This window comes from Pacificimonas sp. ICDLI1SI03 (genome assembly GCF_054740865.1).
On sequence record NZ_JBSQAU010000002.1, the window covers coordinates 303,366 to 328,138 of the forward strand.

At 61.3% G+C, this 24,773-nt stretch carries 21 protein-coding genes and 1 tRNA gene; 14 read left to right on the top strand and 8 right to left on the bottom strand.

The window, feature by feature from the left end; genetic code table 11:
- The first annotated feature begins 48 nt into the window (after window positions 1–48).
- The 3 genes from ACSMXM_RS13400 to ACSMXM_RS13410 are packed head-to-tail and all read left to right on the top strand — an operon-like array spanning window position 49 to window position 3,205.
- A complete protein-coding gene (locus ACSMXM_RS13400; RefSeq protein ID WP_460316847.1) occupies window positions 49–348 on the top strand; it encodes a hypothetical protein in 300 nt (99 codons plus the stop codon).
- The gene (locus tag ACSMXM_RS13405) at window positions 345–2,339 is read left to right on the top strand and encodes an oxidoreductase (protein ID WP_460316848.1); all 1,995 of its coding nucleotides are present in this window, start codon (window positions 345–347) and stop codon (window positions 2,337–2,339) included. Before ACSMXM_RS13400 ends, ACSMXM_RS13405 begins: the two co-directional genes overlap by 4 nt.
- Window positions 2,336–3,205 (top strand): SDR family NAD(P)-dependent oxidoreductase, encoded by an 870-nt coding sequence (locus tag ACSMXM_RS13410; RefSeq protein ID WP_460316850.1) that lies wholly within the window; start codon window positions 2,336–2,338, stop codon window positions 3,203–3,205. The genes ACSMXM_RS13405 and ACSMXM_RS13410 overlap by 4 nt, the downstream gene beginning before the upstream one ends.
- Window positions 3,206–3,231: 26 nt before the next feature.
- Here ACSMXM_RS13410 and ACSMXM_RS13415 read toward each other — a convergent pair whose 3' ends face one another.
- Complete coding sequence (locus tag ACSMXM_RS13415) at window positions 3,232–3,642, bottom strand: GlcG/HbpS family heme-binding protein (protein ID WP_460316851.1); 411 nt, start codon at window positions 3,640–3,642, stop codon at window positions 3,232–3,234.
- 128 nt (window positions 3,643–3,770) lie between these two features.
- Here ACSMXM_RS13415 and ACSMXM_RS13420 point away from each other — a divergent pair, with 128 nt between their 5' ends.
- The 5 genes from ACSMXM_RS13420 (at window position 3,771) to ACSMXM_RS13440 (ending at window position 8,121) form a co-directional block, all read left to right on the top strand.
- Window positions 3,771–4,547, top strand: a complete 777-nt coding sequence (locus ACSMXM_RS13420) for a GntR family transcriptional regulator (protein WP_460316852.1) — start codon at window positions 3,771–3,773, stop codon at window positions 4,545–4,547.
- Window positions 4,548–4,654: 107 nt separating this feature from the next.
- On the top strand, window positions 4,655–5,605 hold the full coding sequence (locus ACSMXM_RS13425; RefSeq protein ID WP_460316854.1) for a hypothetical protein: 951 nt from the start codon (window positions 4,655–4,657) through the stop codon (window positions 5,603–5,605).
- 23 nt (window positions 5,606–5,628) lie between these two features.
- Complete coding sequence (locus ACSMXM_RS13430; RefSeq protein WP_460316856.1) at window positions 5,629–6,753, top strand: class I SAM-dependent methyltransferase; 1,125 nt, start codon at window positions 5,629–5,631, stop codon at window positions 6,751–6,753.
- Entirely contained in the window at window positions 6,750–7,082 is a 333-nt protein-coding gene (locus ACSMXM_RS13435) for a hypothetical protein (RefSeq protein WP_460316858.1), read from the top strand. The genes ACSMXM_RS13430 and ACSMXM_RS13435 overlap by 4 nt, the downstream gene beginning before the upstream one ends.
- Before the next feature lie 52 nt (window positions 7,083–7,134).
- Window positions 7,135–8,121 carry a hypothetical protein gene (locus tag ACSMXM_RS13440; protein WP_460316860.1) on the top strand — a complete coding sequence of 329 codons (987 nt, stop codon included), beginning with the start codon at window positions 7,135–7,137 and terminating at the stop codon, window positions 8,119–8,121.
- Window positions 8,122–8,530: 409 nt separating this feature from the next.
- On the opposite strand, the gene ACSMXM_RS13445 is transcribed toward ACSMXM_RS13440, so the two are convergent.
- Window positions 8,531–8,617, bottom strand: a tRNA-Leu gene (locus ACSMXM_RS13445).
- 137 nt (window positions 8,618–8,754) lie between these two features.
- On the opposite strand from ACSMXM_RS13445, the gene ACSMXM_RS13450 reads away from it, so the two are divergent.
- Window positions 8,755–9,696 carry a complex I NDUFA9 subunit family protein gene (locus ACSMXM_RS13450; RefSeq protein ID WP_460316863.1) on the top strand — a complete coding sequence of 314 codons (942 nt, stop codon included), beginning with the start codon at window positions 8,755–8,757 and terminating at the stop codon, window positions 9,694–9,696.
- Between the two features lie 51 nt (window positions 9,697–9,747).
- Here the strand turns inward: ACSMXM_RS13450 and ACSMXM_RS13455 are convergent, their stop codons facing one another.
- Entirely contained in the window at window positions 9,748–9,939 is a 192-nt protein-coding gene (locus tag ACSMXM_RS13455) for a DUF1192 domain-containing protein (protein ID WP_460316864.1), read from the bottom strand.
- A gap of 181 nt (window positions 9,940–10,120) precedes the next feature.
- Between ACSMXM_RS13455 and ACSMXM_RS13460 the strand changes: the two genes are divergently transcribed.
- Window positions 10,121–11,101: an NAD(P)H-quinone oxidoreductase gene (locus ACSMXM_RS13460; RefSeq protein WP_460317609.1), complete on the top strand. Its 981-nt coding sequence runs from the start codon at window positions 10,121–10,123 to the stop codon at window positions 11,099–11,101.
- A 34-nt stretch (window positions 11,102–11,135) separates the two neighbouring features.
- Here the strand turns inward: ACSMXM_RS13460 and ACSMXM_RS13465 are convergent, their stop codons facing one another.
- Both ACSMXM_RS13465 and ACSMXM_RS13470 read right to left on the bottom strand, forming a co-directional pair.
- Window positions 11,136–12,224 (bottom strand): M48 family metallopeptidase, encoded by a 1,089-nt coding sequence (locus tag ACSMXM_RS13465; protein ID WP_460316866.1) that lies wholly within the window; start codon window positions 12,222–12,224, stop codon window positions 11,136–11,138.
- A gap of 16 nt (window positions 12,225–12,240) precedes the next feature.
- The gene (locus ACSMXM_RS13470; protein ID WP_460316868.1) at window positions 12,241–13,338 is read right to left on the bottom strand and encodes a YjgN family protein; all 1,098 of its coding nucleotides are present in this window, start codon (window positions 13,336–13,338) and stop codon (window positions 12,241–12,243) included.
- Window positions 13,339–13,464: 126 nt separating this feature from the next.
- On the opposite strand from ACSMXM_RS13470, the gene thrS reads away from it, so the two are divergent.
- Both thrS and infC read left to right on the top strand, forming a co-directional pair.
- Window positions 13,465–15,498 carry a threonine--tRNA ligase gene (gene thrS, locus ACSMXM_RS13475; RefSeq protein WP_460316871.1) on the top strand — a complete coding sequence of 678 codons (2,034 nt, stop codon included), beginning with the start codon at window positions 13,465–13,467 and terminating at the stop codon, window positions 15,496–15,498.
- Window positions 15,499–15,592: 94 nt separating this feature from the next.
- Window positions 15,593–16,156 carry a translation initiation factor IF-3 gene (infC, locus tag ACSMXM_RS13480; protein WP_460317610.1) on the top strand — a complete coding sequence of 188 codons (564 nt, stop codon included), beginning with the start codon at window positions 15,593–15,595 and terminating at the stop codon, window positions 16,154–16,156.
- A 400-nt stretch (window positions 16,157–16,556) separates the two neighbouring features.
- On the opposite strand, the gene ACSMXM_RS13485 is transcribed toward infC, so the two are convergent.
- From ACSMXM_RS13485 to ACSMXM_RS13495, 3 genes are read right to left on the bottom strand one after another with little or no spacing between them, the layout of a single operon-like run.
- Window positions 16,557–17,783, bottom strand: coding sequence for a VRR-NUC domain-containing protein (locus tag ACSMXM_RS13485; RefSeq protein ID WP_460316873.1), 1,227 nt, complete (start codon window positions 17,781–17,783; stop codon window positions 16,557–16,559).
- Window positions 17,776–19,026 carry a type II toxin-antitoxin system HipA family toxin gene (locus ACSMXM_RS13490; protein ID WP_050600463.1) on the bottom strand — a complete coding sequence of 417 codons (1,251 nt, stop codon included), beginning with the start codon at window positions 19,024–19,026 and terminating at the stop codon, window positions 17,776–17,778. Before ACSMXM_RS13490 ends, ACSMXM_RS13485 begins: the two co-directional genes overlap by 8 nt.
- A gap of 6 nt (window positions 19,027–19,032) precedes the next feature.
- The gene (locus ACSMXM_RS13495; protein ID WP_369795348.1) at window positions 19,033–19,395 is read right to left on the bottom strand and encodes a helix-turn-helix domain-containing protein; all 363 of its coding nucleotides are present in this window, start codon (window positions 19,393–19,395) and stop codon (window positions 19,033–19,035) included.
- A 150-nt stretch (window positions 19,396–19,545) separates the two neighbouring features.
- On the opposite strand from ACSMXM_RS13495, the gene ACSMXM_RS13500 reads away from it, so the two are divergent.
- Both ACSMXM_RS13500 and ACSMXM_RS13505 read left to right on the top strand, forming a co-directional pair.
- Window positions 19,546–20,454 carry a DUF7146 domain-containing protein gene (locus ACSMXM_RS13500; RefSeq protein WP_082835444.1) on the top strand — a complete coding sequence of 303 codons (909 nt, stop codon included), beginning with the start codon at window positions 19,546–19,548 and terminating at the stop codon, window positions 20,452–20,454.
- A 78-nt stretch (window positions 20,455–20,532) separates the two neighbouring features.
- On the top strand, window positions 20,533–24,768 hold the full coding sequence (locus ACSMXM_RS13505) for a strawberry notch-like NTP hydrolase domain-containing protein (protein ID WP_460316875.1): 4,236 nt from the start codon (window positions 20,533–20,535) through the stop codon (window positions 24,766–24,768).
- Window positions 24,769–24,773: the final 5 nt, after the last annotated feature.

Below are 24,773 nucleotides of genomic sequence, written 5' to 3' on the forward strand. Positions count from 1 at the left end.
TGATCTGCACCGGGTTGGACCCAAGACATTTACGAGCGAGAACGCTTCATGAGTGACGACGAACCTGCGCGGATCCGCTTGCCACGCACCGCCAAGGGGAAGCGTTCGAGCTTTTACGACGATCCCGCCATCGACGACCTGATGACCTACCTCTTGGAGCACATGGCGGAGACCGCAGCGCTTCGGGAGCGGGTCGATACGCTGGAACGCCTTCTGGAAGATCGGGGTATCCTCTCGGCTAAGGAGGTGGAGAAATACTCTCCCTCGGCAGAGGTGGAGAAGGCGCGGTCCGACTGGGTTCGCGCATTTCTGCGCCGGGTCATCCGCTTGCACGAGCCCGAGGCTTGACGGCGTATCCGCACCTGTTTTCCCCCATTCGTCTGGGGTCCCATACCCTGCCGAACAGGGTGGTCCATGCGTCTACATCCACCCATTATGCCATCAATGGCCGGATCACCGATCGGCTGATCGCTTATTATGTCAATCGTGCGAAGGGCGGGGCGTCGCTGCTGGTCAGCGAACCGATGGCGATGCTGTCGACGCAAAATCTGCCGACGCGCCCCGCCATCCTGTCCGGCATCAATACCGCCATGCTGAGACAATGGGCGGAAGAGGTGGCCGGGGCCGGCGGCCTGATGCTCGGCCAGGTTCAGGATAATGGCCGCGGATTCCGCGCGGGCTATCGTAATCTGGAGGCGCGGGGCGCATCGGCTCTGCCCGACGACCTGTCGGGCACAGTGCCGCGCGCGATGTCTGCCGGCGAGGTACGCGCCATGATTGGCGAGTTCGCCCAGTCCTGCGCCATGCTGCAGGAAGCTGGCTTTGCCGGCGCCGAAATTTCCGCCGGGCACGGTCATCTGTTTCACCAGTTTCTAGCAGCACGGTCCAACCATCGTGACGATGAATATGGCGGCAGTCTGGAAAACCGAACCCGGCTGTTAACGGAGTTGATGTCGGCCATCCGCGCAGAGTGCGGCGGTGAATTCCTCATCGGGCTGAAATTGCCCGCCGAGGACTTCTGTGAGGAAGGCGTTGGCCTTGCGGAGGCGGAGCAGATTACCGCGACACTGCACGCTGCCGGCAACATGGACTATCTGACATATTGCTGGGGCAGTCATTCGCCCAGTCTTTACCGGCACCTGCCCGACAATCATGGCCCGCGAACACCTTATACGGCACAAATTTCCCGCCTGGGCCGTAATTTCGCACCGGGCGTGCCGCTGGGCGCGCTGGGTCTGATCACCGATCCGAACGAAGCCGAGCGTTTGCTGGATGAGGGGGATGCCGACCTTATCATGCTGGCGCGGCCCCTCGTGACCGATGCCGCATGGGCACGAAAGGCGGAGACTGGCCGCGAAGCACAGATACGCTATTGCGTAAGCTGCAATACGTGCTGGCACATGATCACCTCGGGGCGCGGCTTGCGCTGCGACAACAATCCCCGCGTGGGCGCGGCTGATGAGGCGGATTGGGCACCTGCACGCGCTGAGACGCAGCGCCGGGTCGTGGTCGTCGGCGCGGGCATTGCCGGGCTGGAGGCAGCGTGGGTCGCCGCCGCGCGCGGCCATGAGGTGCACCTGTTCGGCGCCTCTGACGCTGTCGGCGGAAAGACACGGCTACATGCGGTGCTGCCCGGAGGCGAAGGGTACAGTTCCATCTATGATTATCAGCTTTTGGCTGCACAGCGCCACGGGGTGACATTGCATCTGGGCGAAAGCGTGGACTTTGCCGGGATCACGGAATTGCAGCCGGATCATGTCATTCTGGCAACGGGATCGACGCCGCGCTGGCCATCCTTCCTGCCCGATGAGTGGCGGGATGAGGGCCTTGTCCCTGACATACGTACAGCTGTCGCCGACCTTCTGCCCTACAAGGTGCAGGGCGAAGGCACAGCGGTTATCTGGGACGACGATGCAACCGCCTTTGTCTATGACGCTGCGGAATTTCTGCTGTCCCGGTTTGAAAAGGTTTGCATCCTGACGTCGCGTGAACGTCTGGCCGGCGAAGAATCGTTAATTTCGCGGCAGGGCATCTACGAACGGCTCCACGCTGCCGGCGTCCAGATCGTTACATCTGTCAAACCGGTCTCCACGCCCGCGCTGGAGGATGGCGAAGTCGCCTATAGGGATGTCTATAGCGGAGCCGGCGATGTCATCAGCGATGTTTCTTTCCTGACCTTCGCAACGGCGCGCCGTCCAAATGACGATCTTCTGGAACCACTTTTGGCGGCCGGGTTCAGCGTCGACGTAATCGGCGACGCACGTGCGCCGCGCATCGCGCTTTCCGCAACGGCGGAGGGCTACGCAACTGCCATGAAAATCGGGACATCAAATCTATGACGACCTACGCAGACCTTCAGGGAAAAGTGGCGCTCATCACCGGCGCAGGGCGGCCGCGGGGCCTTGGGCAAGGCATCGCCCGCCGGCTTGCGGAGGACGGGGTAAAGCTTGTCATCCACGACCTCGGCAACAAGGCTGGGAAGGCCGCCGACAGCACGGCGCCGTCGCACGGGGTCGGGGGACATGATGACCTGCAACAGGTGGCCGAGGATCTGCGCCAGATTCATCCGGACATCGACACGTACGAGGCTGACATGCGCGAAGAGGCGCAGGTGAAGGCCATGGTCGATCATGTCGTGGCAAAATTCGGGCGCATCGATATTCTCGTCAACAATGCGGGTGTCGGATATATGTTCGGTCCGCTGGTCGATGCCACCCAGGAAGCCTGGGATACGGTCATGAATGTCAATCTGCGGGGGGCGTTCTTCGCGATGAAGCACGTGGTCCGGCAGATGAAGATTCAGGACTTTGACCCCTCCTGGGGGCGGGGCCGTATCGTTTCGGTCGGCAGCCGCGGTTCGAAATCGGGCTCTGCTTTGACCAGTTCCTACATTGCCTCCAAACACGGGCTTGTCGGCCTTACGCGCTCTGCGGCGATCGAATTGGGGCCCGACGAAATCAATGTGAATGCAGTCTGTCCGAACCACGTCACGACGGGGCTGGGTGCTTGGCAGAATGAATTCATGGCAAAGGCACGGGGTCAGACCGTCGAAGAATATCTGGGCGCAATGCGCGGCCGTATTCCGCTTGGCCGCGTCGGAGAGGTGGAGGACACGGCCAATGCCTGCGCGTTTCTATGCTCGAAGCAGTCGCGCTATATCACCGGAGAGGCGATGAACGTCTCCGGCGGCGAGGAAATGCACTGAGCGAAGCTGGTCGGATCCTCGATGGCCTATCCGGCGGGGGAGCCGAGCGCCTCTAGCGCGTGCTGCGCGATGGCGACGTCTTCCTCGTCGCTGCCGCCGGAAATCCCTATGCCGCCAATGCAGTGGTCGCCGCTCTTGACGGGAATGCCGCCGGGCATAGGCAAATATTCTTCCAGGCGCAGCAATGCGGGGTTTGTCGGTACGCGTTCTGCCAGCACGGAACTCGGCGCGCGCAACAGGGCCGCCGTGCGTGCCTTGTCGGCTGCAACTTTCGCGGTCATTAAGCCTGCGCCGTCCATGCGCTCCAGCGCGACTGGGTGGCCGCCCCAGTCGCATATCGCCACTGACACGGGGCGTCCCATGGCTTCAGCCTTTGAAAGAGCGGCTTCGATCAGAATTCGTGCATCCCTGCGGTCTATGACGGGCTTGGTGATCATCGAAGATTCTCCTGCTTTGTGGGGTAGGCGAGGCGGTGCCTGCTGTGGGACAAGCATAGGCGGGGATGACACGCCGGAATGCGGAGCATCGGTGGGAAGCCGGGCCACGCAACGACGAAAGGACTATTGTGCGCAAAGCAAGGGAAGAGGCCGGCGGAGTCGACCGCCTGCAGGCGGTGCCGCTGTATCACCAGATATTTCTTCAGCTTCGCGAGGAGATTACCAGCGGTGAGCGTTCCTTTGGATCGCGCCTTCCGACCGAAGAAGAGCTTTCCGCACAGTTCGGCGTTTCGCGTATTACCACTCGCCGGGCGCTCGATGAACTGGCCGACAGCGGCTTTGTAGAGCGCCGCCGCCGCGTGGGTACAACGGTGATCTTTCGTTCGCCGGCGAAGCCGTTGCATGGCGACATACATCAGGCACTGGATTCGCTGCTCAGCTTTGGGCGCAGCACGCAGGTTAAGCTGCTGGACAGCCAGAAAATTCCCGCGCCCGCGCCTATTCACGAAGCGCTCGAAATCGATCTGGGGACGCCCATTTTCAAGATTGTCCGCGTGCGCTGGCAGGACAAGTCTCCGCTCGGTCACTTCACCAGCTTCATACCGTTCGATCTGGGCGCTGACATGACGGAGGAGAAAATCAACAGCACACCAATGCTTACGCTGATCGAGCAGGCAGGCGCCTCTATTGGCGCGGCACACCAGACGATTTCGGCGACCCTGGCCGATGCGACGCTTTCGGCGGCCCTTCAGGTTGAAATCGGCTCCCCAATTCTCCGCGTCAGCCGTACTGTCCTGGATACCGGGAAGCGGCCGGTGCAGCATGTGCTCGCGCATTTCCGGTCCGATAAATATCAGATTCGGCTCGATCTTGGATCTGCCGAGGAAGGAGCGAAACTTCTTTAGGCGATTTACTGCGCACATCACATTTTATTTGACATAAGGATATAACAAAAGCCAGTCTATATGCATCACTAAAAAACCGCCGCGACGTTGTCGTCGGGGCGCTGGGAATGAGAGGTGCAACTGGTGTGAACGATTGGACCACCGATAGCCTTCCCGACCTTTTAAGGATCGGCAGCGTTACGACAGGCGCGCCGGACCTTGCTGCGGCCGAGGCGGCCTATGCTGGCCTCCTGAAATTGTCGGTCGTGGAGCGGGGGCATATTGACGAGGCTTCGGCGCGGTCCTGGGCCACACCCTCCGCGGTCGGCGCTGCGTACACTCTCCTTGTTCCGCAGAACGAAACGGATGTTTTTTTTCGGCTGATCGAGACACCTGCGGTGCCAGGCTATCGTCCATTGACGACATTTGGATGGAATGCGTTCGAAATTATCGTCGACGACGTTGAATCCCTCGCCGATGCCGTACCGGGATCGGGCTTTCATATCATCGGTCCGCCGCGCCCGCTGAATTTCATGCCGTCCATTATCGCCATGCAGGTGACAGGTCCGGCAAATGAGTGCCTTTATTTCACAATGGAATCGGGCGATCGCGAAACGTCGATCCTGCCGCCGCCCAAGGGGCCTGTCGGGCGCACCTTTATCGTCGTCGCCGGGGGAGCGGATTTCACGACGATGCTTCGCTGGTACGTCGACAATTTCAACCTGAGAGAGCGCCCTGTTCGTGAGAGCAAGGTTGCGGTTCTTCAGGCGGCGCAGGGGCTCGACCAAGATCACACGATCGCATTGAGTGCAATAGGTATGCGAGAGCGTGGCAATCTGGTGGAACTGGACGGTTATCCAAACGGCCCCGGCCACGTCTCGGTCACACGGCCGCGCGCAAAGGGGCACCTGCCGCCCGGCAACGCCATGGTGTCATTGATCGTGGAGGATATCGAGCGCTGGCTGCCACTATCGGCCACGGGCGAGGCGCGCCTGTCGTCCCGGATGTATGGCGGGTGCCGGTCGTGCATGATCGTCGGCCCTGCAGAAGAATTGATCGAGCTGGTTGAGGCCGTCTAGCGGCCGGGAAGGATGGTCACCAAATGAAGGTTCGCGACGTACGCCACGCGGTGCTGCCCCGCTTTAGCACCGAGGATCGCAGCCGGCAGGATGCGGTGGTCGCCATGCGGCGCCTGCTGAACGGGCGGGTTCGGCCCCGCAATGTGGAGATGTATGCTGCGGAAGGCGCGCCGGCATTTGCTACGCAAAATGGCCGGCAGCCGCAATCACCAGAGGATATTTTCGCAGCCTTTCATCTTTCGCCGTCTTACCGCCGTTGGAGTGCCGCCAACCGCGCGGCGCAGGAAATGCTGTGGGTTTCCGTGGGTGCGCCGGTTTACGCCGACAAGGAACGTATGCAGCAGGCGACGACGACTGCGCTCGCCAATCCAACGCCGCTGGGCAGCCTGCAACTTGATGCCGACTATCACCCATCGGAAGAGGTGGCTGCCGTCGACATACATTTGCAGCCGGGTGGATACGCGCTCGACAATGGCCCCGATGATGCCATTGCCGGCGCGCTTTATGAATCTGGAGGGAACGTCTTTTCATTCGGCCAGGGCATCGGCCGCAGCGACAGCAAGGCGGGCGTCGTCATGCGTCTCCTTGAACAGAAGTTCGATGATTTCCGGCCGCGACGTATGCTCGATATCGGGTGCTCTGCGGGTGCCGCTTCGGCGGCTTATGCCGATGCCTGGCCGAATTGCGAAGTTCATGCGATCGACATTGGTGCAGGGATGCTGCGCTATGCCCACGCCCGCGCGGAATCCCTGGGTGTTGCCGTGCATTTTCACCAAATGGACGCTGCGGGCATGTCGTTTGCTGACGGCTCGTTCGACCTGATAGTATCGCACAATTTGCTGCACGAAATTGGCGCTGAAAAGCGCCGCGCCATGCTTCGTGAAGCCCACCGTGCGCTGCGGCCCGGTGGCGTCGTCATCCACCAGGATGTCGACATTCGTAATCAACCGAGCGACGTGCACCGCGTCGAACGTGATTGGGACACGCACTATAATGGGGAAGTGCACTGGAGCAGTTACGCGGGCGCGCAACTCGCCGAAGAAATGGCGGAGGCAGGGTTCGCGGCCGACGTCGTCGTAGAGCATGATCTGGCCGCGATCCATGGGGCAGTACGCTGGTACGCGATCAGCGGCAGGAAAGCTGCATGACCAGCGCGACCCCGGACGCAATTTCTGAACTGCTGGCGAGTGCGCGGGGGCACCGGCCGAAGAGCCTTGCCTGTGGAGAGGCGGAGGACGCGTTGAATGTCGCTCTGGCTTTGACGGTGGAACTTGCCGTGGCAAACGACAGGATCGACAGGCTGGAACGCATGGTTGCCGATCTTCGCGGCGAGTCCGTGTCGACGCTGCGAGACGTGGCTTATGAGGGTGATGTGGCTGCCGAACGGCGCGACGCGATGGAAGCGCTGCTTATGCGTACCATGCGGATCTTCCTTGACCCGCGACGGCAGTCTGCTGATCATAACGGCAACGGCTAGCGACCGCTTTGGGGTGTTCGCTGGTTGCGGCATTCAGCGATGGAGTCGTTCGGTGAAGCAGGCGCTTGTGATTGCCGCGTCTTTGTTGCTGGGATTTCAGACCGGCAATTCGTCCGTTCTGGCCCAGCCCATGGCGGTGCACCAGGCACCGGTCGTCTGCCTTGCCGCCCCAGGCGTGGAAAGCGACCGGCCGCTCGTATCTCGCATTGGCCGACCAGACCCGGCCGTGATGGACATTTTCTCTGGCGCGGGTGCGTCGGCCATTTCGGTGCATGATCTTACCGAGGATGAGCTTATTCTCGTCGAAAAGGCCCTGGGAAAGCTGCCCCGCTTGCACCGCGACGTCCTGCGCCGCCACCTGCGGCGATTGAGCTTCCTCGACCTGCAGCCAGGCGCGGGAAGCGCGTTGACGAGCCGGGCCGGGCTTGATGACGCCAGCATGCAGTTCGATATCACGCTGCGGGCAAGCCTGCTCGACGAAAGCTTGGCCAAGTTCCTGAACGACAAGGAGAGCCGTCTGTTTGCCGATGACGGTTCGGGCTTCAGCGTTGAATTCGACGCCGGGCAAAGCGATGCGCTGACCTATATCCTGCTGCATGAGGCTACTCATATCGTCGATCAGGTCATCGCCTTGACCGCCGATACGGCAGGGCCGTTCCGGTCGAAAGTCTGGAAGGACCTTCGGGCCATTGCATCCCCTCACGATGCCAGCCTTGCAGCGAAAAATCCGTTTCGGCGGGCACGGCCCATTCCGCTGCGTTATGCCCCGGCATATTACGAATCGCTGGCGAACAGTCCGTTCGTCTCGTTCTACGCCACGGCGGCAGCGACCGAGGATGTTGCGGAGCTGTTTGCGTGGCAACAATTGGCGTCGCGCTTTGACCAATCGCTGACGATCACGATCCGCGACAATCAGCGGCTGATCCTGCATCGCTACGAGCCTCTTGAAACGCCTTTCGCACTTTTGCGCTTTGGGGATGTGCAGGCCGTATTCGAGAAATATGAGCAGGCCTGCCGCAGGGTTGGAGGATCTGCCTAGGCGGCTTGGGGATGTTGAGGAGCAGAAGTCTGACCAGACCGCAGCACAGTTGACGCAGGCCCAGCAACCTCGACACCGGCCGAATTGGACAGCGTAGGGATTGACGATGGGTGCCGCATGCGAATCGCTCGCACGTCGTCACGGATGGGCGAGGCCGCCGCACATCGTCCAGCCATATTCGGGTACGCCAAAAGCGCGCTGCGTTCGCTTGGAACCGGAATGCTACCCAACATAGCGGCAGGCGGGGCGCTGCCAGCGCGCGTCGTGACTTCCAACATAACGGCGGATCGCTCTAGCTATCGCGACAGGCGAGCAGTCGACGATACTTCCGGATGAACAAGAAGGCGGAGCGATCCCTCGGATTTCTCTGAGGCCCATAAGGCGTATAGGGAAGCGAGAGAAGAACAAATGGTGCCCAGAAGAGGACTCGAACCTCCACGTCCATACGGACACTAGCACCTGAAGCTAGCGCGTCTACCAATTCCGCCATCTGGGCCCGCGGTCCCCGCTTGGGGGTGCGAAGGTGGCGCAGCTAGGGGCAGGCGCCGCGCTTGTCAATGGTGGGGGCTGGCCTGTAACAGCAGACCCGCAAACGCCCGTCCCATCCTGTCTTGAAAAGGAAGACCCACAGCCATGACCGACCTGGTCACCGTCTTCGGCGCCTCCGGCTTTATCGGCCGCTATGTCGTGCAGGAGCTTGCCGCGCGGGGCGCGCGCATTCGTGCGGTTACGCGCGATCCGCACACCGCTCAGTTTCTGAAACCACTGACCGCGCTTGGCCAGCTGGGCTATGCAAAGGCGCGGCTGTCGTCGGAGAAGGAGGTGCGTACCGCGTGTGAGGGCGCAACCGCCGTCATCAACCTCGTGGGCATTCTGGACGGCAGCGATGAAGAATTCGGGGCTCTGCACCGCGAGGGCGCCCGGCGAATTGCGGAGGCTGCGGCCGGTGCGGGTGCCGCATCGATGATCCATGTGAGTGCAATCGGAGCGGATGCCGGCCTGGAGGATGGACCCGCCTATGCCCGCAGCAAGGGGGAGGGAGAGGAAGCCGTTCGCAAAGCCTTTGCCGACGCGACGATTGTCCGCCCCAGCATCGTCTTCGGGCCGGAGGATGAATTCCTGAACCGTTTTGCCCGCCTGATTCGCGTGGCGCCCATCATGCCCATCGTTGCCCCGGACGCCCGGTTCCAGCCGGTTTACGTCAATGATCTGGCCGCAGGCATTTCAGAGGCTGCGCTGCATCCCGATATACATGGTGGCCAGACCTATGAAGTGGGCGGGCCGGATGTCGTCACGATGCGAGAGCTGATGCATTATATCGCGCGCACGATCGGCCGGGACATTTCGATGCCGGAGGTTCCCGATGCGCTGACAGGAACGCTCAGCAAGGTGTTCGGGTGGATGCCCGGTGCGCCGATTACACATGATCAATATCTGATGCTGCAGCGCCCCAGCGTGGTTTCCGGGCCCAATGGCCTGTCCGCGCTTGGCGTCCAGCCGACGCCGGTGCAGGCGGTGGCCCCGAACTGGCTGGTGCGGTATCGGAAGCAGGGGCGCTTCACGCAGATGGCGTAGGCGTTCGAAGCGCGAGGGGCGCTCGGCCACGGGATCGGCGCGGGTGGCGGCTCAGTTGCCGAACAGGGCCGCGGCGCTCGCCTTGAAATCCTTTGCGCCGGTCAGTTTCTGGCGCGTGCGCTCGATTTCTGTCTCCAGCGCGGCGATGCGCGCCTCCAGCTCATGAACGCTGAGCGGATCCAGATCCTGTTTCATGATCGTGGCGAGCGGATCACCCGGGCGCGGCAGGTCATCTTCATCCATCTTCGCTGTTCTCCTGTGGCGAATTTAAGAACCCTCGCCCTATACAATAAAGGCGGCAGAGGGGCGAGCCGGGCCTGCGAAATAGCTTCTTTAACGGTGCTGGTGACCGAGTCTTCCGCCTGCTAAGCCCCTCTCCACAAAGGCGGGGGAGATGCTTGTGCCGAAGACCGTTCCGACCGTGATGCGCGCGATTGATCCAGAGGGTCCGGGCGGGCCTGAGATGCTGCAATTGGTGGATCGCCCCGTGCCCGTCGCCGGCGCCGGAGAGGTGCTGATCGAGGTGGCGGCGGCTGGCGTCAATCGCCCCGACATTCTGCAAAGGCTTGGCCTTTATCCGATGCCGCCGGGCGCCCCCTCCATCATGGGTCTGGAAGTGTCCGGACGGATCGCGGCGCGTGGTGCTGGCGTAGAGAGTTTCGAAATCGGGCAAGAGGTTTGTGCGCTGGTGGCCGGGGGAGGCTATGCAGATTATGTCGTCGCGCCCGCCGGTTCGGTCTTGCCGGTGCCGCAGGGCGTCGATCTGTTGGATGCCGCAGGGCTTCCCGAAACCTATTTCACTGTCTGGTCCAATCTATTCGAACGCGGCGCCGTGAAGGACGGCGAAACGGCGCTGGTTCATGGCGGCACAAGTGGCATTGGAACGACCGCGATCCAATTGTGTAACGCGTTCGGCGTGCGCGTTTTCGTTACTGCGGGCTCTGACGATAAGTGCGGCGCTGCGAAGGAGGTCGGCGCAGACCTCGCCATTAACTACAAGACGCAGGACTTCGTGGAAGAGGTAAAGGCGGCGGCCCCGGACGGGGTGGATGTGGTACTGGACATGGTCGGCGGCGATTATGTGGCCCGCAATATCGAATGCCTGGCGGCGGAGGGACGGCACGTCTCCATCGCCTTTCAGCGGGGGCCACGCGCGGACGTCAGCCTGACGGCTGTGATGTCGAAACGTCTGCGCCTGTCGGGATCGATGCTGCGCCCGCGCGATGCGGAGTTCAAGGCGCTGGTCGCCCGCAGCCTGCAAAAGACAGTCTGGCCACTTTTTGCGGAGGGGAAGCTGCATGCGCTGACGGACCGCATATTCCCCCTAGCCGAGGCTGCCGACGCACACCGTCACATGGAGGCTGGGGATCATGTTGGAAAGATCATCCTGAAGGTGACTGACTAGCCGGATGCTACATGGGCCTGGGGGCGGGGCCCAGTCAGCGAGCCTGTGATGGGTCGGTCGGCGTGCCTGTGTCCGTGGTTGGCGGATCGTCTGCGCCGCCGCACATCTTACGTACCCTCTGCCATTCGGCGTCGCTCATCGCCGGGGTAAATTCCCCCTCCTCGCCTGCCTGCTCGAAACGCTCAGCGCGGGCGGAGGACACGGGATGCGTGGAAAGGAAGTTCGCCGCAGCGACAAGGCGTTTGTCGAACATCTCCTCGGTCTGCGCCATACGCCGGAAAAAGCCAGCAGTCGGTGCGGGGGAGATATTCGCCGCGACCATGTAGGCGATCGCCTGCGTATCCGCCTCCCGCTCCGCATCGCGGCTGAAGCTCAGTCCCGCGAACTGCGTAAGCGTGGCCCCGGTATTGCCACCAAGGCTGTTGATCAGGATGCCCAGGCCCAATTGCCGGATCATCGCCTCTGTCACATGATGTTCCCGATAATGCGCGATTTCATGGGCCAGCACCCCTGCCATCTCGTCCGCACTCTCGCTTTGGCGGATCAACCCTTTGAAAATGATGATGCGGCCGCCGGGCAGGGTCACCGCATTTGCCATGCCGATATCAGCGACGCGCAGGTCGATGTCTGTGCCGGGTGCCAGCCGCCTCGTCAGCCGGTCCAGTACCTCCTGCCCCCCGGAGGAGCGGCATACCCGCTCGCTGTCCAGATCGGCGAAAAGGGCATCGCCGATCCGCCGTTCCATATCGCGTGGGATCAGCGGCGCCAGCCATCCGGGGGCCAGCCAGAAGACCAGCAGGAACATGGCCGACAGAATCGTGGCGGCTGCGGCAAATTTCGCCAAGCCGAACCGATCAACCAGCCCGCCATACCTGGCGGCAGGTGGCAGCAGCGCCTCTATTGCGGCATCGTCAGTCGCGGGCAGCCCCAGGCGCCAGCCATCCTGACCCTTCAGGCCATAGACCCTGGCGTCCTTTCGGGTTTCCAGGGCCTGCAGGCGCGTGGGGTCGACAATCTGTGCCGCCTCTCCTGCGCCGTGCAGAACCAGCATATTCTCTCGCGCCTCGACGCGGACATGGTAGCGGACGGCAGTGGCGCCGTCGAAATGCCAGCCGATCGCCACGGGGTTCGCCTGCGCCTCAGATCCCGCCGATGTCGAAGGCGTCCGCAAGGCCCTCCGCATCTGTGCGCATCCGGGTTTCCGACTGTCGGATCAGGTCGATGTCCAGCGTTCCACGGACCTGCAAATGACGCACGAAGAACGACCAGTTGCGATAGCCGATGAACAGCAGGCCGAATCCCAACGTGATCACAATCAGTCCGGCATGGCCCAAGTACAGCTTTACCCAGTCCGAGGTGCGGGCGGTAAAGTCGAACTGCAGGTTCATCCAGTCCATCTCGCCGATGACGCCGCGGATGAATTTCGTGTAATATGTGACGAACAGGATGGGCAGCAGCAGGTAAATGGCTGCAACGGCGCCGATGATCACCATGCCAGCGCGCGCCGCGCTGTCCGGATCGGCGACCAAGGTTGATGCAAAGGCGCCGACCAATATGGCGATGATGGCGATGAAGGCGACATAGATCATGATCCAGCGCGCGAAAATGCCCTTCGGCAACGCGCCATAGCCAACCCCGATCGGGGCGTCGCCAAAGCTCATGGCGCCGAACCGTGCGCGCCACAGCGTCACCATTGCCCATGGCTGCAACAGGCCCGCCGTAAGGGTGACCGCCAGGGAACAGATGATTGCCTGCACACCATAACCCCAGCCGCCCGTATCGCTGCCGCCGCGAATGCCGTGCCAGCGGGTGCGCGACAGGCGGTAACGCAATGCTCGAAAGCGGGCGACGCCGATCAGATAAAAGAATCCAGCATAAAGGCCGATGAACAGAAATCCTGCCAGAACCTCATATCCGCGCAGGGCCAGCACCTGCAGACCGAACTGCGCGAACAGCGCTACGGGGATCAGAACCGCCATCACCATCAGGAAGCCCAGGAACATTTCCTTGCCCGTGCCGGTCCATTCCAGACGGTCGTCGACGAACTGGGTCTCGCTCCACAAATATCGCCTGACCCGCGCCTTTGCCCAAAAGCGGTAGATGCCCAGTGTCACGATGCTCAACAGCAGATTGGTGACGACGATGGGCAGTAATGCCCGCCATCTGCCATGAAATGTCAGTCCGGTGAATTCCTGCAGCGCCTCCGCTGCCGGCTCGTGATGATCTGTGCCGTTCATTCCTGCCCCCCCGAATGATCCGTGTTTGCTATCTGCCGCTTCGGTTCCCCGCCCGCAAGGCGAGGCCGCCATCCTCTCGTCGCGGCCGTCTTGTCCCGGCGGGGCCGCTCGGCCATATGCGCCTGCATGTCTGAAATGTTCACCATCCGCCTGCCCGACGATTCGCTTCGAGAGGTTCAGCCTGGCACGACGCCTGCCGATATTGCCGCAGCGATCGGCCCCGGTCTTGCCAAGGCCGCCATGGCTGCGCGCGTCGATGGAGAGGTGCGCGACATCATGCGCCCCTTCGACGGCGATGCACAGCTTGCCCTGATCACTGCCCGCGACGAGGCGGACGCGCTGGAACTGGTACGCCACGATTATGCCCATGTGCTGGCAGAGGCGGTGCAGTCGCTTTACCCCGGAACGCAAATCACGTTCGGGCCGGCGACGGATGACGGCTTCTATTATGATTTTGCCGCACCTCAATCGCGCGGCGCCTTCACCGAAGACGACCTCCCCGTCATAGAGGAGGAGATGCGCCGCATCATCAAGGCCGACAAGCCTCTGATTCGAGAAGAATGGTCGCGCGACCGGCTGATCGACTGGTTCCGTGAAAAGGGCGAGACCTTCAAGGCGGAGTGGGCGGCCGAACTGCCTGAGGGAGAAGCACTGACCGTCTATCATAGCGGCCAGCCGGGCAGCGAGGATGGCTGGCTGGATCTTTGCCGGGGGCCGCACCTTGCCTCCACGGGAAAGCTGGACCCGGCGGCATTCAAGCTGACCCGCGTATCGGGCGCCTATTGGCGCGGCGATCAGAAGAACGCACAGCTCAGCCGCATCTACGGCACCGGCTGGCTGAACAAGAAGCAGCTGAACGCGCATCTGCAACGCCTTGAGGAGGCGGCGAAGCGCGACCATCGCAAGCTGGGCCAGGAAATGGACCTGTTCCATTTCCAGTCAGAGGCGCAGGGTTCCTGCTTCTGGCATGCCAAGGGCTATCTGATCTGGCGCGAGCTGGAACGCTATATGCGCCGTAAGCTGGATGCCGCCGGCTATGACGAGATCAAGACGCCGCAGCTGATGGACGTCAATCAGTGGGAAAAATCGGGCCATTGGGGCAAATATGCGCAGAACATGTTTGCCGTCCCCGACGAGGTGCCGGATCCCGAAGGGGATGGCAGCGTGATCAGCGGCGATGCCGACATGATGGCGCTGAAGCCGATGAATTGCCCGGCGCACGTGCTGGTTTTCAAGCAGGGCATCACCAGCTATCGCGAATTGCCGATCCGCATGGCGGAATTCGGCTGTTGCCACCGCAACGAGCCGCATGGTGCGCTGCACGGCTTGCTGCGCGTGCGTCAGTTCACGCAGGACGATGCACATATCTTTTGCCGGCAGGACCAGCTGATCGACGAGATCGTCGCCTTTTGCGACCTGCTGGACCAGGTGTATCGCGATCTCGGCTTTGCCGATTATCAGATCAAGCTGGCACTGCGGCCGGAACAGCGTTTCGGCAGCGACGCGGAATGGGACAGCGCAGAACAGATCCTGCGTGACGCCGTTGCAAAGGCGGGGCGCGCGACCGAGCATTATGGCTGGGAGGAACTGGAGGGTGAGGGCGCCTTCTATGCGCCAAAACTGGAATTCCATCTGACCGACGCGATCGGCCGGACCTGGCAGGTCGGCACGATCCAGGCCGACACCGTCCTGCCGGAGCGGCTGGATGCTAGCTATATCGGCGAGGATGGGGAAAAGCACCGCCCCGTCATGCTGCACCGCGCCATTCTGGGCACGTTCGAGCGCTTCATCGGCATTCTGATCGAACATTATGCCGGTAAGCTGCCGCTCTGGCTGGCGCCGACGCAGGTCGTCGTCGCGACGATCGTGTCCGATGCGGATGAATATGCGCTGCGGGCTGTCGAGACCCTGAAGGCGGCCGGGCTGCGCGTAGAATCCGACCTTCGCAACGAAAAGATCAATTACAAGGTCCGCGAGCACAGCCTTGCAAAGGTCCCCTATCTTCTGGTGGTCGGCAAGCGCGAGGCAGAGGAAGGGACCGTTGCCGTCCGCCGTTTGGGTTCGGACGAACATCAGCGCGTCATCTCGCTGGAGGATATTGTCGGGGAACTGCGTAGCGCGGCGCTTCCGCCCGATCTGTCGGACGCTCCAGCGGCCTAAACAGCTACATTTCCGGACCCTCTTTTCGTTTGCCCCGTGTTCACTTACATTGGGGACAGCGAATCTATTTGTTGAACCATCAGGAGACCAGATTATCCGACCGCCTCTTACGACCCGGCGCGGGCCCACGCCCCCGCCTTTCCAGGGACCGCGCTATAACGAGTTCATTCAGGAACCGAAGGTCCGGGTTATCGACGATGACGGCGAAAATCTGGGTGTCCTCTACACCAAGGAAGCGATCGAGCAGGCGAAAGAGGCCGGCCTCGACCTGGTGATCGTTAGCCCGAATGCCGACCCGCCCGTCGCCAAGTTCCTGGACGTCGGCAAGTTCAAGTTCGAGGCCCAGAAAAAGGCGAACGCTGCAAAGAAAAAGCAGAAGCGCCAGGAAATCAAAGAGATAAAGATGCGTCCGAACATCGACGACCATGATTACATGGTGAAGATGAAGAAGGTGCACGAGTTCATCGAGGAAGGTGACAAGGTGAAAATCACCCTGCGCTTCCGGGGCCGCGAAATGGCGCACCAGCAACTGGGCATGGAGCTTTTGAAGCGCGTGCAGGACGACACGGCAGAGGGCGCCAAGGTCGAGGCCTATCCTCGACTGGAGGGCCGCCAGATGCTGATGGTCATCTCGCCAAAGGCGAAGGGCCAAGCCTGACGGCTATCCTCAACGCCGCACTGTCGGGGTTTCCGAATCCAGACGTGCGGCGCAGGCCGACAGGCGACACGAGCGCCGTTCCCCTGCGGGAATGACCGGTGGCAGGGGGCGGCCTATGGTTCACGCCGCCCCACGCCTCTTGGCTTGTCACACCTGCTTCAGGCTGCGTCCGCCGTCCGCTCTCCGCCATATGCCGGGTAATCGGTATAGCCTTCGCGGCCATTGGAATACCAGATTTTATATACTTAAGTACATTAAAACGCTGAAAATATTATCTAATATCGGAAATTTCGAACCTCAAAAACTTTGCTGGCAATCACCGGGTAATCACCAAGCAAATTTGAATTACTAAGTGCTATTCTCTCGACGTTGAGTGCTGAAGGGCGCCTTACGATCGCAACTAGGCCTGGCTGGCGATCCGGTGAATCTTGGCTATGGAAAAGGGCAGCTTGAGAACATTATGATTGTCAGCGATCCATCGCTTCTGATCATCGCTCAGCCTGTCCGAGGACGACTTAACCTCGACGAACCGGAACTCCCCTTCGCGGTGCAGTAGCAAGTCCGGCCATCCCAGATATCGGCCCCAGTAGTCTTGCACGAGATAGTGCAGAATGGCTTTGATTGTTTGAGGTGGTAAAATCTCGAGCAACTTGCGAGCTCGCTCGACATCCTCCGGTCGATGTGCCCAGAGATACTGACGCAGGTTTTCGCTGTGGAACCGCCAATAGTCGAATAACCACTCAAGATCGTCGTCGTGCAGAAATTCGTCGAAATGTTTCTCGATCGCTGTTGCGCGCCGGATTCCATAGCCTGCAGACCCAAAGTCGCTCGGCAAATGTGTCCAGATCGGTTCCTTCGTTCTCCGCTCTTCATACGCAGTACGATCACCGAAACTTACAATCCGGTTCTTAGGGTCGATTGGATCCTGGATGACTATCCACATCATCACGCCGAACAGTGCGTGGAAGGGAACGCTTTCAAGCTGCAGGACTTGCCAGCCCTGCCCGGAATAGTGCCGCAAAGCGAATTCTTCGGCGCTGATTATCTCATCGCCAACTACGATCTGAGCGCCCTTCCGTCCGACCTTGGCATATGTCGCCTGCAGAGGTTCCACTTCGACCGAGTATTGATCGATCACTTCTGCCTGTGACTTTTCAGTGAAAGCATATTTGGGTGCGCTCGCGTGCAGCTCTTTGATATCCTGCAGCACCGCTTTTTCTATTGCGGACTGCGCAGAGCGCCGCTCATCGTGAGTCGCGTCCGGATGCTCTGAGTCCCAATCGTGCAGTGCAGCTTCTTTGGCAAAGAACAGCTCGCGCCAATAGTACCGCCTGATCTTGCTGGTGCGCCCGTGGATCGCCGCTGCTGGTGCCGGATCGGCGGGCAATCCACGGCATTCACTACAAACTCCCTCTTGGAAGCCATGCGTTACCGGCACCCGCTCCTGCGTATCGAGTTCGCAGCCCTCGCTTAGTTGATGCGGCAGAAAGCGATGCCCGCGCACCTCGTCGCAGGCACACATCATCACCGCGCCGCAATCCGCACAACGGTATTTGCGGATCAGTTCATGCTGATTGAGGCAGGCGCGGTCTGGGTGATGGCAAGTAGAGGGAGGTTGCCTAGCCATCTTCGATTGCTAACCGGAAGCAGGTGGCAAAGCGGCCTCTGTCCGCAGGACTTAACCCCGCCTCTTCGAACAATGGCTGCCAGCGCGCTGCAACCATCACGCGCAACTCTTCGGTCATGGCCGAGGCCTCCTCGGGGCCGAGATCGAATACTGCTGCTCCGGCAAGCGCATTTCCGATGGTCGCATTGCGTCCTTCCGGACCAACGCCCAGCACAAGGCGTCGCTCCAGCCCCACCTGCGGCTTGGGAACGACATCGTAGAGTGGAGACAACCGCCAGCCAGTTCCGTCGAAAAGAAATCCGTGATTGCGCAGGTGGTCATCGTCATTCGTTACGAGAATATTGAACACCATTCGGCGGAACAGCTCATGGAGGTCTGCGCGGACCTGCGTCCCGTGCTGACGTATCGCGCCAGCGAGATCAGCGTAACTGTAGCTGCTTACCTCGCTTTCATGCGCGCCCAGCATGGTCAGCCCCGACGCGAACGGTCGCCGTTCGAGCCAGTTGCCATGCGGCACGCGGTCGAACCGTTCGATCAGATAGATATCGCGGTCCAGGACACAGCGGAAATCGAGCGCGGGCACGTTGAGGCCGCATTCGCTGGCCAGCTGCATAGTCGCCAGCTCTACGCGGCATTCAGGAAAGCTGTCGCCGCGCTTCTGGAACTTGGCGATCCAGGGTCGATCGCCGATTTGCGTTGCCGCCTTCGGACGCGCGCCGCCAAGCGACGAACCGGCAGCAAGCAGTGCGCGCAGGTTCTCGTCGAGCTCGTCGACGTGTTGTGCTCGTTCTGCTGCCTCGGCGAGTTCAGCGAGGGTGAACTCTTCGCCCGGAGCGGGACCGTCGCCCCATGGAGTGATGCGCTCCGGTCGCTCCGGAGTAGGCCCGAATGCGAGCGCGCCAACGCGATGTTCTCCGGAAGCAAGGATGAGGTCGATCTCGCTTGGCAGACGGTCGCCCATAGCCTTGTACATAAGATATTGGCCCCAGCCATCGGGAGCGGCGTCGCGGATGCCGCCGAAGACAGCAAACCCTTCCTCTGTGCGGAAGGTCCGGCTGGTCCCGGCATCGTGCAGCGGAAGGGCCACCGGATCGACGGGGATCCGGTCAGGACGCTCAAGATACCGGCGGCCATAAGCGAACGTGGCAAATTGGTTGCGCGGTTCGTCGGTCATCGTCAGCAGTCCCGCCGGGACAGGACCTTCGGGAAGATGGACGAATACGTAGGAGCGGACGATTGTCATGACCGATCAGAAATCCAGCTCGTCATCGCTGGCTGCATGCGTTCGCTCGGGCAAGCGCGAGAGGTCCTCGCTTATGCCCGCTCGATCACTCTCTGGCGCAACCAAGCTGGCAAGGCGCTGGGTCATTCCCAGCACATGCAATGCGCTCACAAGGACTGCGAGACCAACTGTCGGATCACCAGCTTCGAGCCGCTGAAGTGTCTGAACCGACACCAGCATTCGTTCCGCCATCAACCGCTGCGGCATTTTGCGGCGACGCCGGGCAAGCGCGATGTCCTTGCCGAGCTGAGTTATAGCTCGCTGGCTTTGTGGCGGCAGTCCGCTAGCTGCTCTGGAGGCGCGTGGCATAGGCAGTACATGACATATCATGTTAATTTATGCAATAGCGCATGATATGTCATGCATCCTATGACCAGACACGACAAGCTATTGCGGTCGCCGCTTCCTGTCAGGGTACTGCGGACGCCAGTAAGAGCAGAGGTAGGCTGTGGGGAGCGAGCCAAAAGGACCGCATAACCCATGCCCACTCATGAAGCGACAAGACCCACACTGGAAGGGACCGCACGCCGTATCTGCGAAAGTCGAGGCGGCAGATGGTCGGGCACGAAGGGCATGGCCTGTTGTCCTGCACATGATGACAGCACGCCATCGTTGGGCGTGACGCTCGGTCGCAAAGCCATCCTTTTTCACTGCTTTGCCGGTTGCGATCAGCAGGCAGTGCTTGCTGCGCTGGCACGCGAGGGCTTCAACGCTTCCATCCTATTCTCGGACTCTTCGTCAGCTGACCAGTTCGAGCCAATTGAAAAACGTAATCTCTCGCCGGCGGCGCTGAGGATCTGGCGCGAAGCGGAGCCTGTGCGTTCCAGCCCGGCCAAGGCCTATCTCAAGAGCCGCGGCATCCTCGCCGCCTCTTCTGCTCTTCGGTTTCATCCACGAACACCGCTGGGCCCCAAAGGACGCACCCGCTACCTGCCCGCCATGATCGCGGCGGTCAGTCTCGACATGGGGCCCATCGCCATCCACCGCACATTCCTGTCACAGGATCGCCACAGGAAAGCGGACTTCGACAAGCCCAAGCGCGCTCTTGGCTCGCTAGGTGAAGCTGCCGTTCGGCTCTTCGCCCCGGCGGATGCCAAACTCGGACTCGCTGAAGGGATCGAAAGCGCGATGTCAGCTTATGCCCTGACCGGCATCCCCGCATGGGCAACATTGGGCAATGAGCGCTTCGGTCTGGTCAGCATTCCCGACAGCGTGACCGAGCTTCATCTCTTCGTCGATTACGATGACGGTGGTGATCTCGCAGTCGAACGGAGCCTATCCGCCTATGCGCGAAAAGGCCGGACGATCCATGTCCGCAAACCATCTGTGCGAGGCACCGACTGGAACGACGAACTCCAGGCATGGCTATGCCGTAAGGCGAAGGTTTGAGAGGAGAGAAGGCTTTTCGATTTCCTGATCCGGCAGAGGGCGCGTGTCCCGATGCCTCAATCAGGAGGACGATAAGCCATGTTTCAGTCAGACCTTTTTCCCGCCCGCCAGAAATCTCAGGACGTTCCGTTGGCCTGCGCCATTGGCGTCAAAATTGCCGACCGTCTCGCAGCAGGATGCCATCTCACTCGTGCCGATATTTCGGACCTGTTCGCCGAGGAAACCGGAGTTCAGGACTGGGGCAGCGCCTGGACCATCGACGACTATAACAACGTGATCGAGATTGGCTCCCTGCTCTGGCTGCGTGGATCTTCGCGCATCGATCTGACGACCGGCTTCCACGAAGCGGAAGCGCGCTTCGATTGGCTCGACGCGGCTCTACCACCTCGTCACGTGCGCAGCGAAGGCCAGATCGAGCTTCAGCAATTCTCGACCCCTCCGATGCTGGCCTGGCTGTTTGCGAAAGCCGCGGCGCTTTCATCACGGGATACGCTGCTCGAACCCTCCGCCGGCAATGGTGCTCTCGCGATCTGGGCCTACGGCCAAGCCGCATCGCTTACTCTAAACGAGATCGATGCTGGCAGACGCGGCGGCCTGGCACACATCTTTCCGAAGGCCGCAATCAGCTCCCACGATGGCGAACTTATTGCCGACTTGCATTGCGGCCCAATCCCCTCGGTCTTCCTGATGAACCCGCCCTTTGCGCGTAGCGAGGAACGCGGCAGCGACGGTGGTACAGCATTGCGCCATCTCCGAAGCGCATTCAGAGCTTGCGTTTGTGGCGGCAGGATTGTCGCGACCATGCCAGATGGTTTCGATGCTTCGCGCTTTGCCAAGGCACAGGACGAGGCTTCGCTGCGGCTCGATGTCCGGTTGCAGCGGATGTTCACTCGGACGGGCACGGGGATCGCTGTCCGGCTGGTCGTGATCGACAAAATCCCGACGGGTAAAAGCCGACCGATCACCGGCGATACGTCCGAGTTGGGCGAGTTCCATGCGCTTCTCGCCGATCTTCCGCCTCGCGCCTTGATATCGGCTGAAGTGCGTCGCTTGCCGGTGCGCACGATGTCGAGGTCCGTGGAGCACCGCGCAGCGATCCGACCTTCTGCACCCTTCGCGACGACGCCAGTCGCTGGGACCGATGCGGTCGAACTCAGCTATGCCGCACGAGCGGAAGCTGCACCTGTGCCTGAGCAGACAGGTATCTATCTCCCATATCGGCCAAGCCGCGTAGCGTTTGCCGATGCTTCGATGCATCCCACTCCCCTGGTGGAATCGGTCGCAATGGGATCGGTCGCGGCACCTGTTCCGGATGTCCGACCGCTGCTGCCCGCCAACTGGAAAGCGGACAAACTTCTATCCGCGGCACAGTGCGAGACGCTGATTTATGCGTGCCAGGCATTTGCCCGCGATCTACCGGCCCGATTCCGACCGAGTCAGGAAGGCACGATGCTCGAGCTGGCCGAAGACGGCCACGCCTATCGGCAGGGCTTCTTCCTTGGCGATGGGACCGGAGCGGGCAAGGGGCGGCAGATTGCGGCTGTGATGATGGACCGTTGGCTCGCGGGCGAACGTCGGCATATCTGGATCACCAAGAACGAGGCGCTGCTGGAAGATGCACGCCGCGACTGGGAAGCACTTGGCGGACTGCCGCTCGATATCCAACCCCTCGCGCGCTGGAAGCTCGGGCGACCCGTAACGCTGCCCGAAGGCATTCTGTTCGTCACCTATCCGACACTGCGCTCGGGCCGGGCCGAAGACACGCGCCTCGACCAGATCCTTGCCTGGACGGGCGAAGAGTTCGGAGGCGTGATTGCCTTCGACGAGTCCCATGCCATGGCCAATGCGCTTGGGTCTTCGAGCACGCGCGGCAGGGTCAAGGGCTCCGAGCAGGGGATGGCGGGCCTGAGGCTGCAGAACCATCTGCCGCGCGCCCGCGTGCTTTACGCCTCCGCCACCGGCGCGTCGGAGATCGCTAATCTTGGTTACACCGCGAGGCTCGGCCTCTGGGGACCCGAAACCGCTTTCCCGACGCATGAAGGCTTCATGACCGAGATCCGCGCCGGTGGTGTAGCAGCGATGGAACTCGTTGCGCGCGACCTCAAGGCACAAGGTCTTTACCTCGCCCGCGCGCTGTCTTTTGCCGGGGTCGAATACGAGATCCTAGAACACTGCCTGACCGAAGCGCAGATCAGTATCTACGACGCCTATGCCGAAGCCTGGGCGATCATTCACCGCAATCTCGATGACGCGCTCGAAGCCACACGAGTCGTCGACGAGGACAGCGGCGATACGCTCAATCGCAATGCCAAGGCTGCCGCGCTGTCAAAATTTGAAGGCACAAAGCAGCGCTTCTTTGCGCAGCTGCTTCTGTCGATGAAACTGCCGAGTCTCATCCCGGCTATAGAAGAAGCGCTCGGTAAAGATCATTCGGTGGTCGTGCAGCTGGTTTCGACCGCTGAGGCCATGCTCGACCGCCGCCTCGCCGATCTCAGCGACGAGGAACGCGAGGCACTCGATATCGACCTTAGTCCGCGCGAATACGTCATCGACTATCTCGCCAAGAGCTTCCCGGTGCGCCTGATGCAGGTCTTTACCGACGAGGACGGCAATCTGCGCTCCGAAGCGATGAGCGATGACGACGGTAATCCGGTTCTTTGCTCGCGTGCCATTGCCGCGCGCGATGCGCTGATCGAACAGCTTTGCGCGCTTCCTCCAATCGCCACAGCGCTCGACGCGATCATCGAGCATTTTGGGACCGGGGCGGTCGCCGAAGTAACCGGGCGCAGCCGCAGGCTCGTTATCGGCAGGGATGGGCAGCAGCGGCTCGAACGGCGAAGCGGCAGTGCCAATGTCGCCGAAGCGCAGAGCTTCATGGAGGGCACGAAGCGCATCCTCATCTTTTCTGATGCTGGCGGGACCGGGCGTTCCTATCATGCCGATCTCGACTGCCAGAACCAGCAGCGCCGCGTCCACTTCCTGCTCGAACCGGGCTGGCGGGCGGACAATGCAATCCAGGGGCTCGGTCGTACCAACCGCACCAACCAGTCCTCGGCCCCGCTGTTCCGACCGGTGACCACCGATGTGAAGGGCGAACGGCGGTTTATCTCGACCATCGCTCGCAGGCTCGACAGCCTTGGTGCCCTGACGCGAGGACAGCGCCAGACCGGCGGTCAGAACCTCTTCGATCCGGCCGATAATCTCGAAAGCGATTATGCTAGGGATGCACTCAGCCGTTGGTTCCACTTGTTGTATGATGGCAAGCTGGAGGCGACGAGCTTCGGCGATTTCGTCGAGCGAACCGGCCTTCGGCTCGAGAATCCCGATGGCGGGCTGACCGACAACCTTCCGACTATCCAGCGCTGGCTCAACCGCATCCTTGCTCTGCCGATTGCGCTCCAAAATTCTATCTTCGATGAATATCTGGGGTTGGTCGAAGCGCGAATCGAGGCAGCGCGCGAAGCTGGAACTCTCGATCTGGGCCTTGAGACGGTTCGCGTCGATAGCTTCGAAGTTCTCAGCGACGAGCTTTTGCGAGCCGATCCTGTTACCGGCGCAGAAACCCGCCTGGTCTCGCTTGGGGTGAAACGCCACCTACGCCCGCTCCGACTGAAGCGTCTCGTGCGGATGCACGAGATCGGGTCGCTTCACGCCATCCCGTTACGCAATGCGCGATCGGGCAAGGTTGCTCTCTCGGTCCCGGCCCGGCGGCTCATTGCCGATGATGGCGCGGTGATCGAACGCCGTCGGCTGCTCCGGCCGCTCAAATCGGCTAACTGGACGATCGAGGCACTCGGTGAAAGCTTGTGGGAGGAGATCGGCGTGACCGAGTTCACCAAGGCCTGGTGCACCGAGGAAGTTAAGGCAGCCGCTTCGCCAGTGACCGAGCGCCTTCACCTCGCAACCGGGCTGCTTTTGCCGGTCTGGAATCGCTTGGCGGGAGATCATGTTTGCGTCACCCGGCTCGTTGCCGAGGACGGCCAGTCGATCATCGGGCGCGAAGTGCTCGATGTCGATCTCGCCAAGATTGCCGAAACGTTCGGACTGGCAGGGGTGGCCGGTCCCTTGCCCGACGAACTGGGGAAGCTGGTTTTGGCGAGCGGCACGCCGCAGCCTCTTGCCAGTCATGACGCGCTGATGGTCAAACGCTCGCTGGTCGGAGGCGAGCAACGGCTCGAACTTACGGGATACGCGCCTGATCGGCTCGACTGGTACAAAACCATGGGCTGTTTCACCGAGATCATTCGTTACCGCACGCGACTGTTCGTGCCGGTCTCCAAAGCATCGATCATTCTACCCGCCCTGGCCGTCTGAACAGC

Excerpts from the sequence above, each read along its gene's own strand:
- ACSMXM_RS13470 (WP_460316868.1), bottom strand. The coding sequence starts at position 13,338 with ATGAACGGCACAGATCATCACGAGCCGGCAGCGGAGGCGCTGCAGGAA.
- ACSMXM_RS13505 (WP_460316875.1), top strand. The coding sequence starts at position 20,533 with ATGTTTCAGTCAGACCTTTTTCCCGCCCGCCAGAAATCTCAGGACGTT.
- ACSMXM_RS13500 (WP_082835444.1), top strand. The coding sequence starts at position 19,546 with ATGCCCACTCATGAAGCGACAAGACCCACACTGGAAGGGACCGCACGC.
- thrS (WP_460316871.1), top strand. The coding sequence starts at position 13,465 with ATGTCTGAAATGTTCACCATCCGCCTGCCCGACGATTCGCTTCGAGAG.
- ACSMXM_RS13415 (WP_460316851.1), bottom strand. The coding sequence starts at position 3,642 with ATGATCACCAAGCCCGTCATAGACCGCAGGGATGCACGAATTCTGATC.
- ACSMXM_RS13425 (WP_460316854.1), top strand. The coding sequence starts at position 4,655 with ATGAGAGGTGCAACTGGTGTGAACGATTGGACCACCGATAGCCTTCCC.
- ACSMXM_RS13430 (WP_460316856.1), top strand. The coding sequence starts at position 5,629 with ATGAAGGTTCGCGACGTACGCCACGCGGTGCTGCCCCGCTTTAGCACC.
- ACSMXM_RS13410 (WP_460316850.1), top strand. The coding sequence starts at position 2,336 with ATGACGACCTACGCAGACCTTCAGGGAAAAGTGGCGCTCATCACCGGC.
- ACSMXM_RS13400 (WP_460316847.1), top strand. The coding sequence starts at position 49 with ATGAGTGACGACGAACCTGCGCGGATCCGCTTGCCACGCACCGCCAAG.
- ACSMXM_RS13495 (WP_369795348.1), bottom strand. The coding sequence starts at position 19,395 with ATGATATGTCATGTACTGCCTATGCCACGCGCCTCCAGAGCAGCTAGC.
- ACSMXM_RS13435 (WP_460316858.1), top strand. The coding sequence starts at position 6,750 with ATGACCAGCGCGACCCCGGACGCAATTTCTGAACTGCTGGCGAGTGCG.
- ACSMXM_RS13455 (WP_460316864.1), bottom strand. The coding sequence starts at position 9,939 with ATGGATGAAGATGACCTGCCGCGCCCGGGTGATCCGCTCGCCACGATC.
- ACSMXM_RS13485 (WP_460316873.1), bottom strand. The coding sequence starts at position 17,783 with ATGGCTAGGCAACCTCCCTCTACTTGCCATCACCCAGACCGCGCCTGC.
- ACSMXM_RS13490 (WP_050600463.1), bottom strand. The coding sequence starts at position 19,026 with ATGACAATCGTCCGCTCCTACGTATTCGTCCATCTTCCCGAAGGTCCT.
- ACSMXM_RS13460 (WP_460317609.1), top strand. The coding sequence starts at position 10,121 with ATGCGCGCGATTGATCCAGAGGGTCCGGGCGGGCCTGAGATGCTGCAA.
- ACSMXM_RS13450 (WP_460316863.1), top strand. The coding sequence starts at position 8,755 with ATGACCGACCTGGTCACCGTCTTCGGCGCCTCCGGCTTTATCGGCCGC.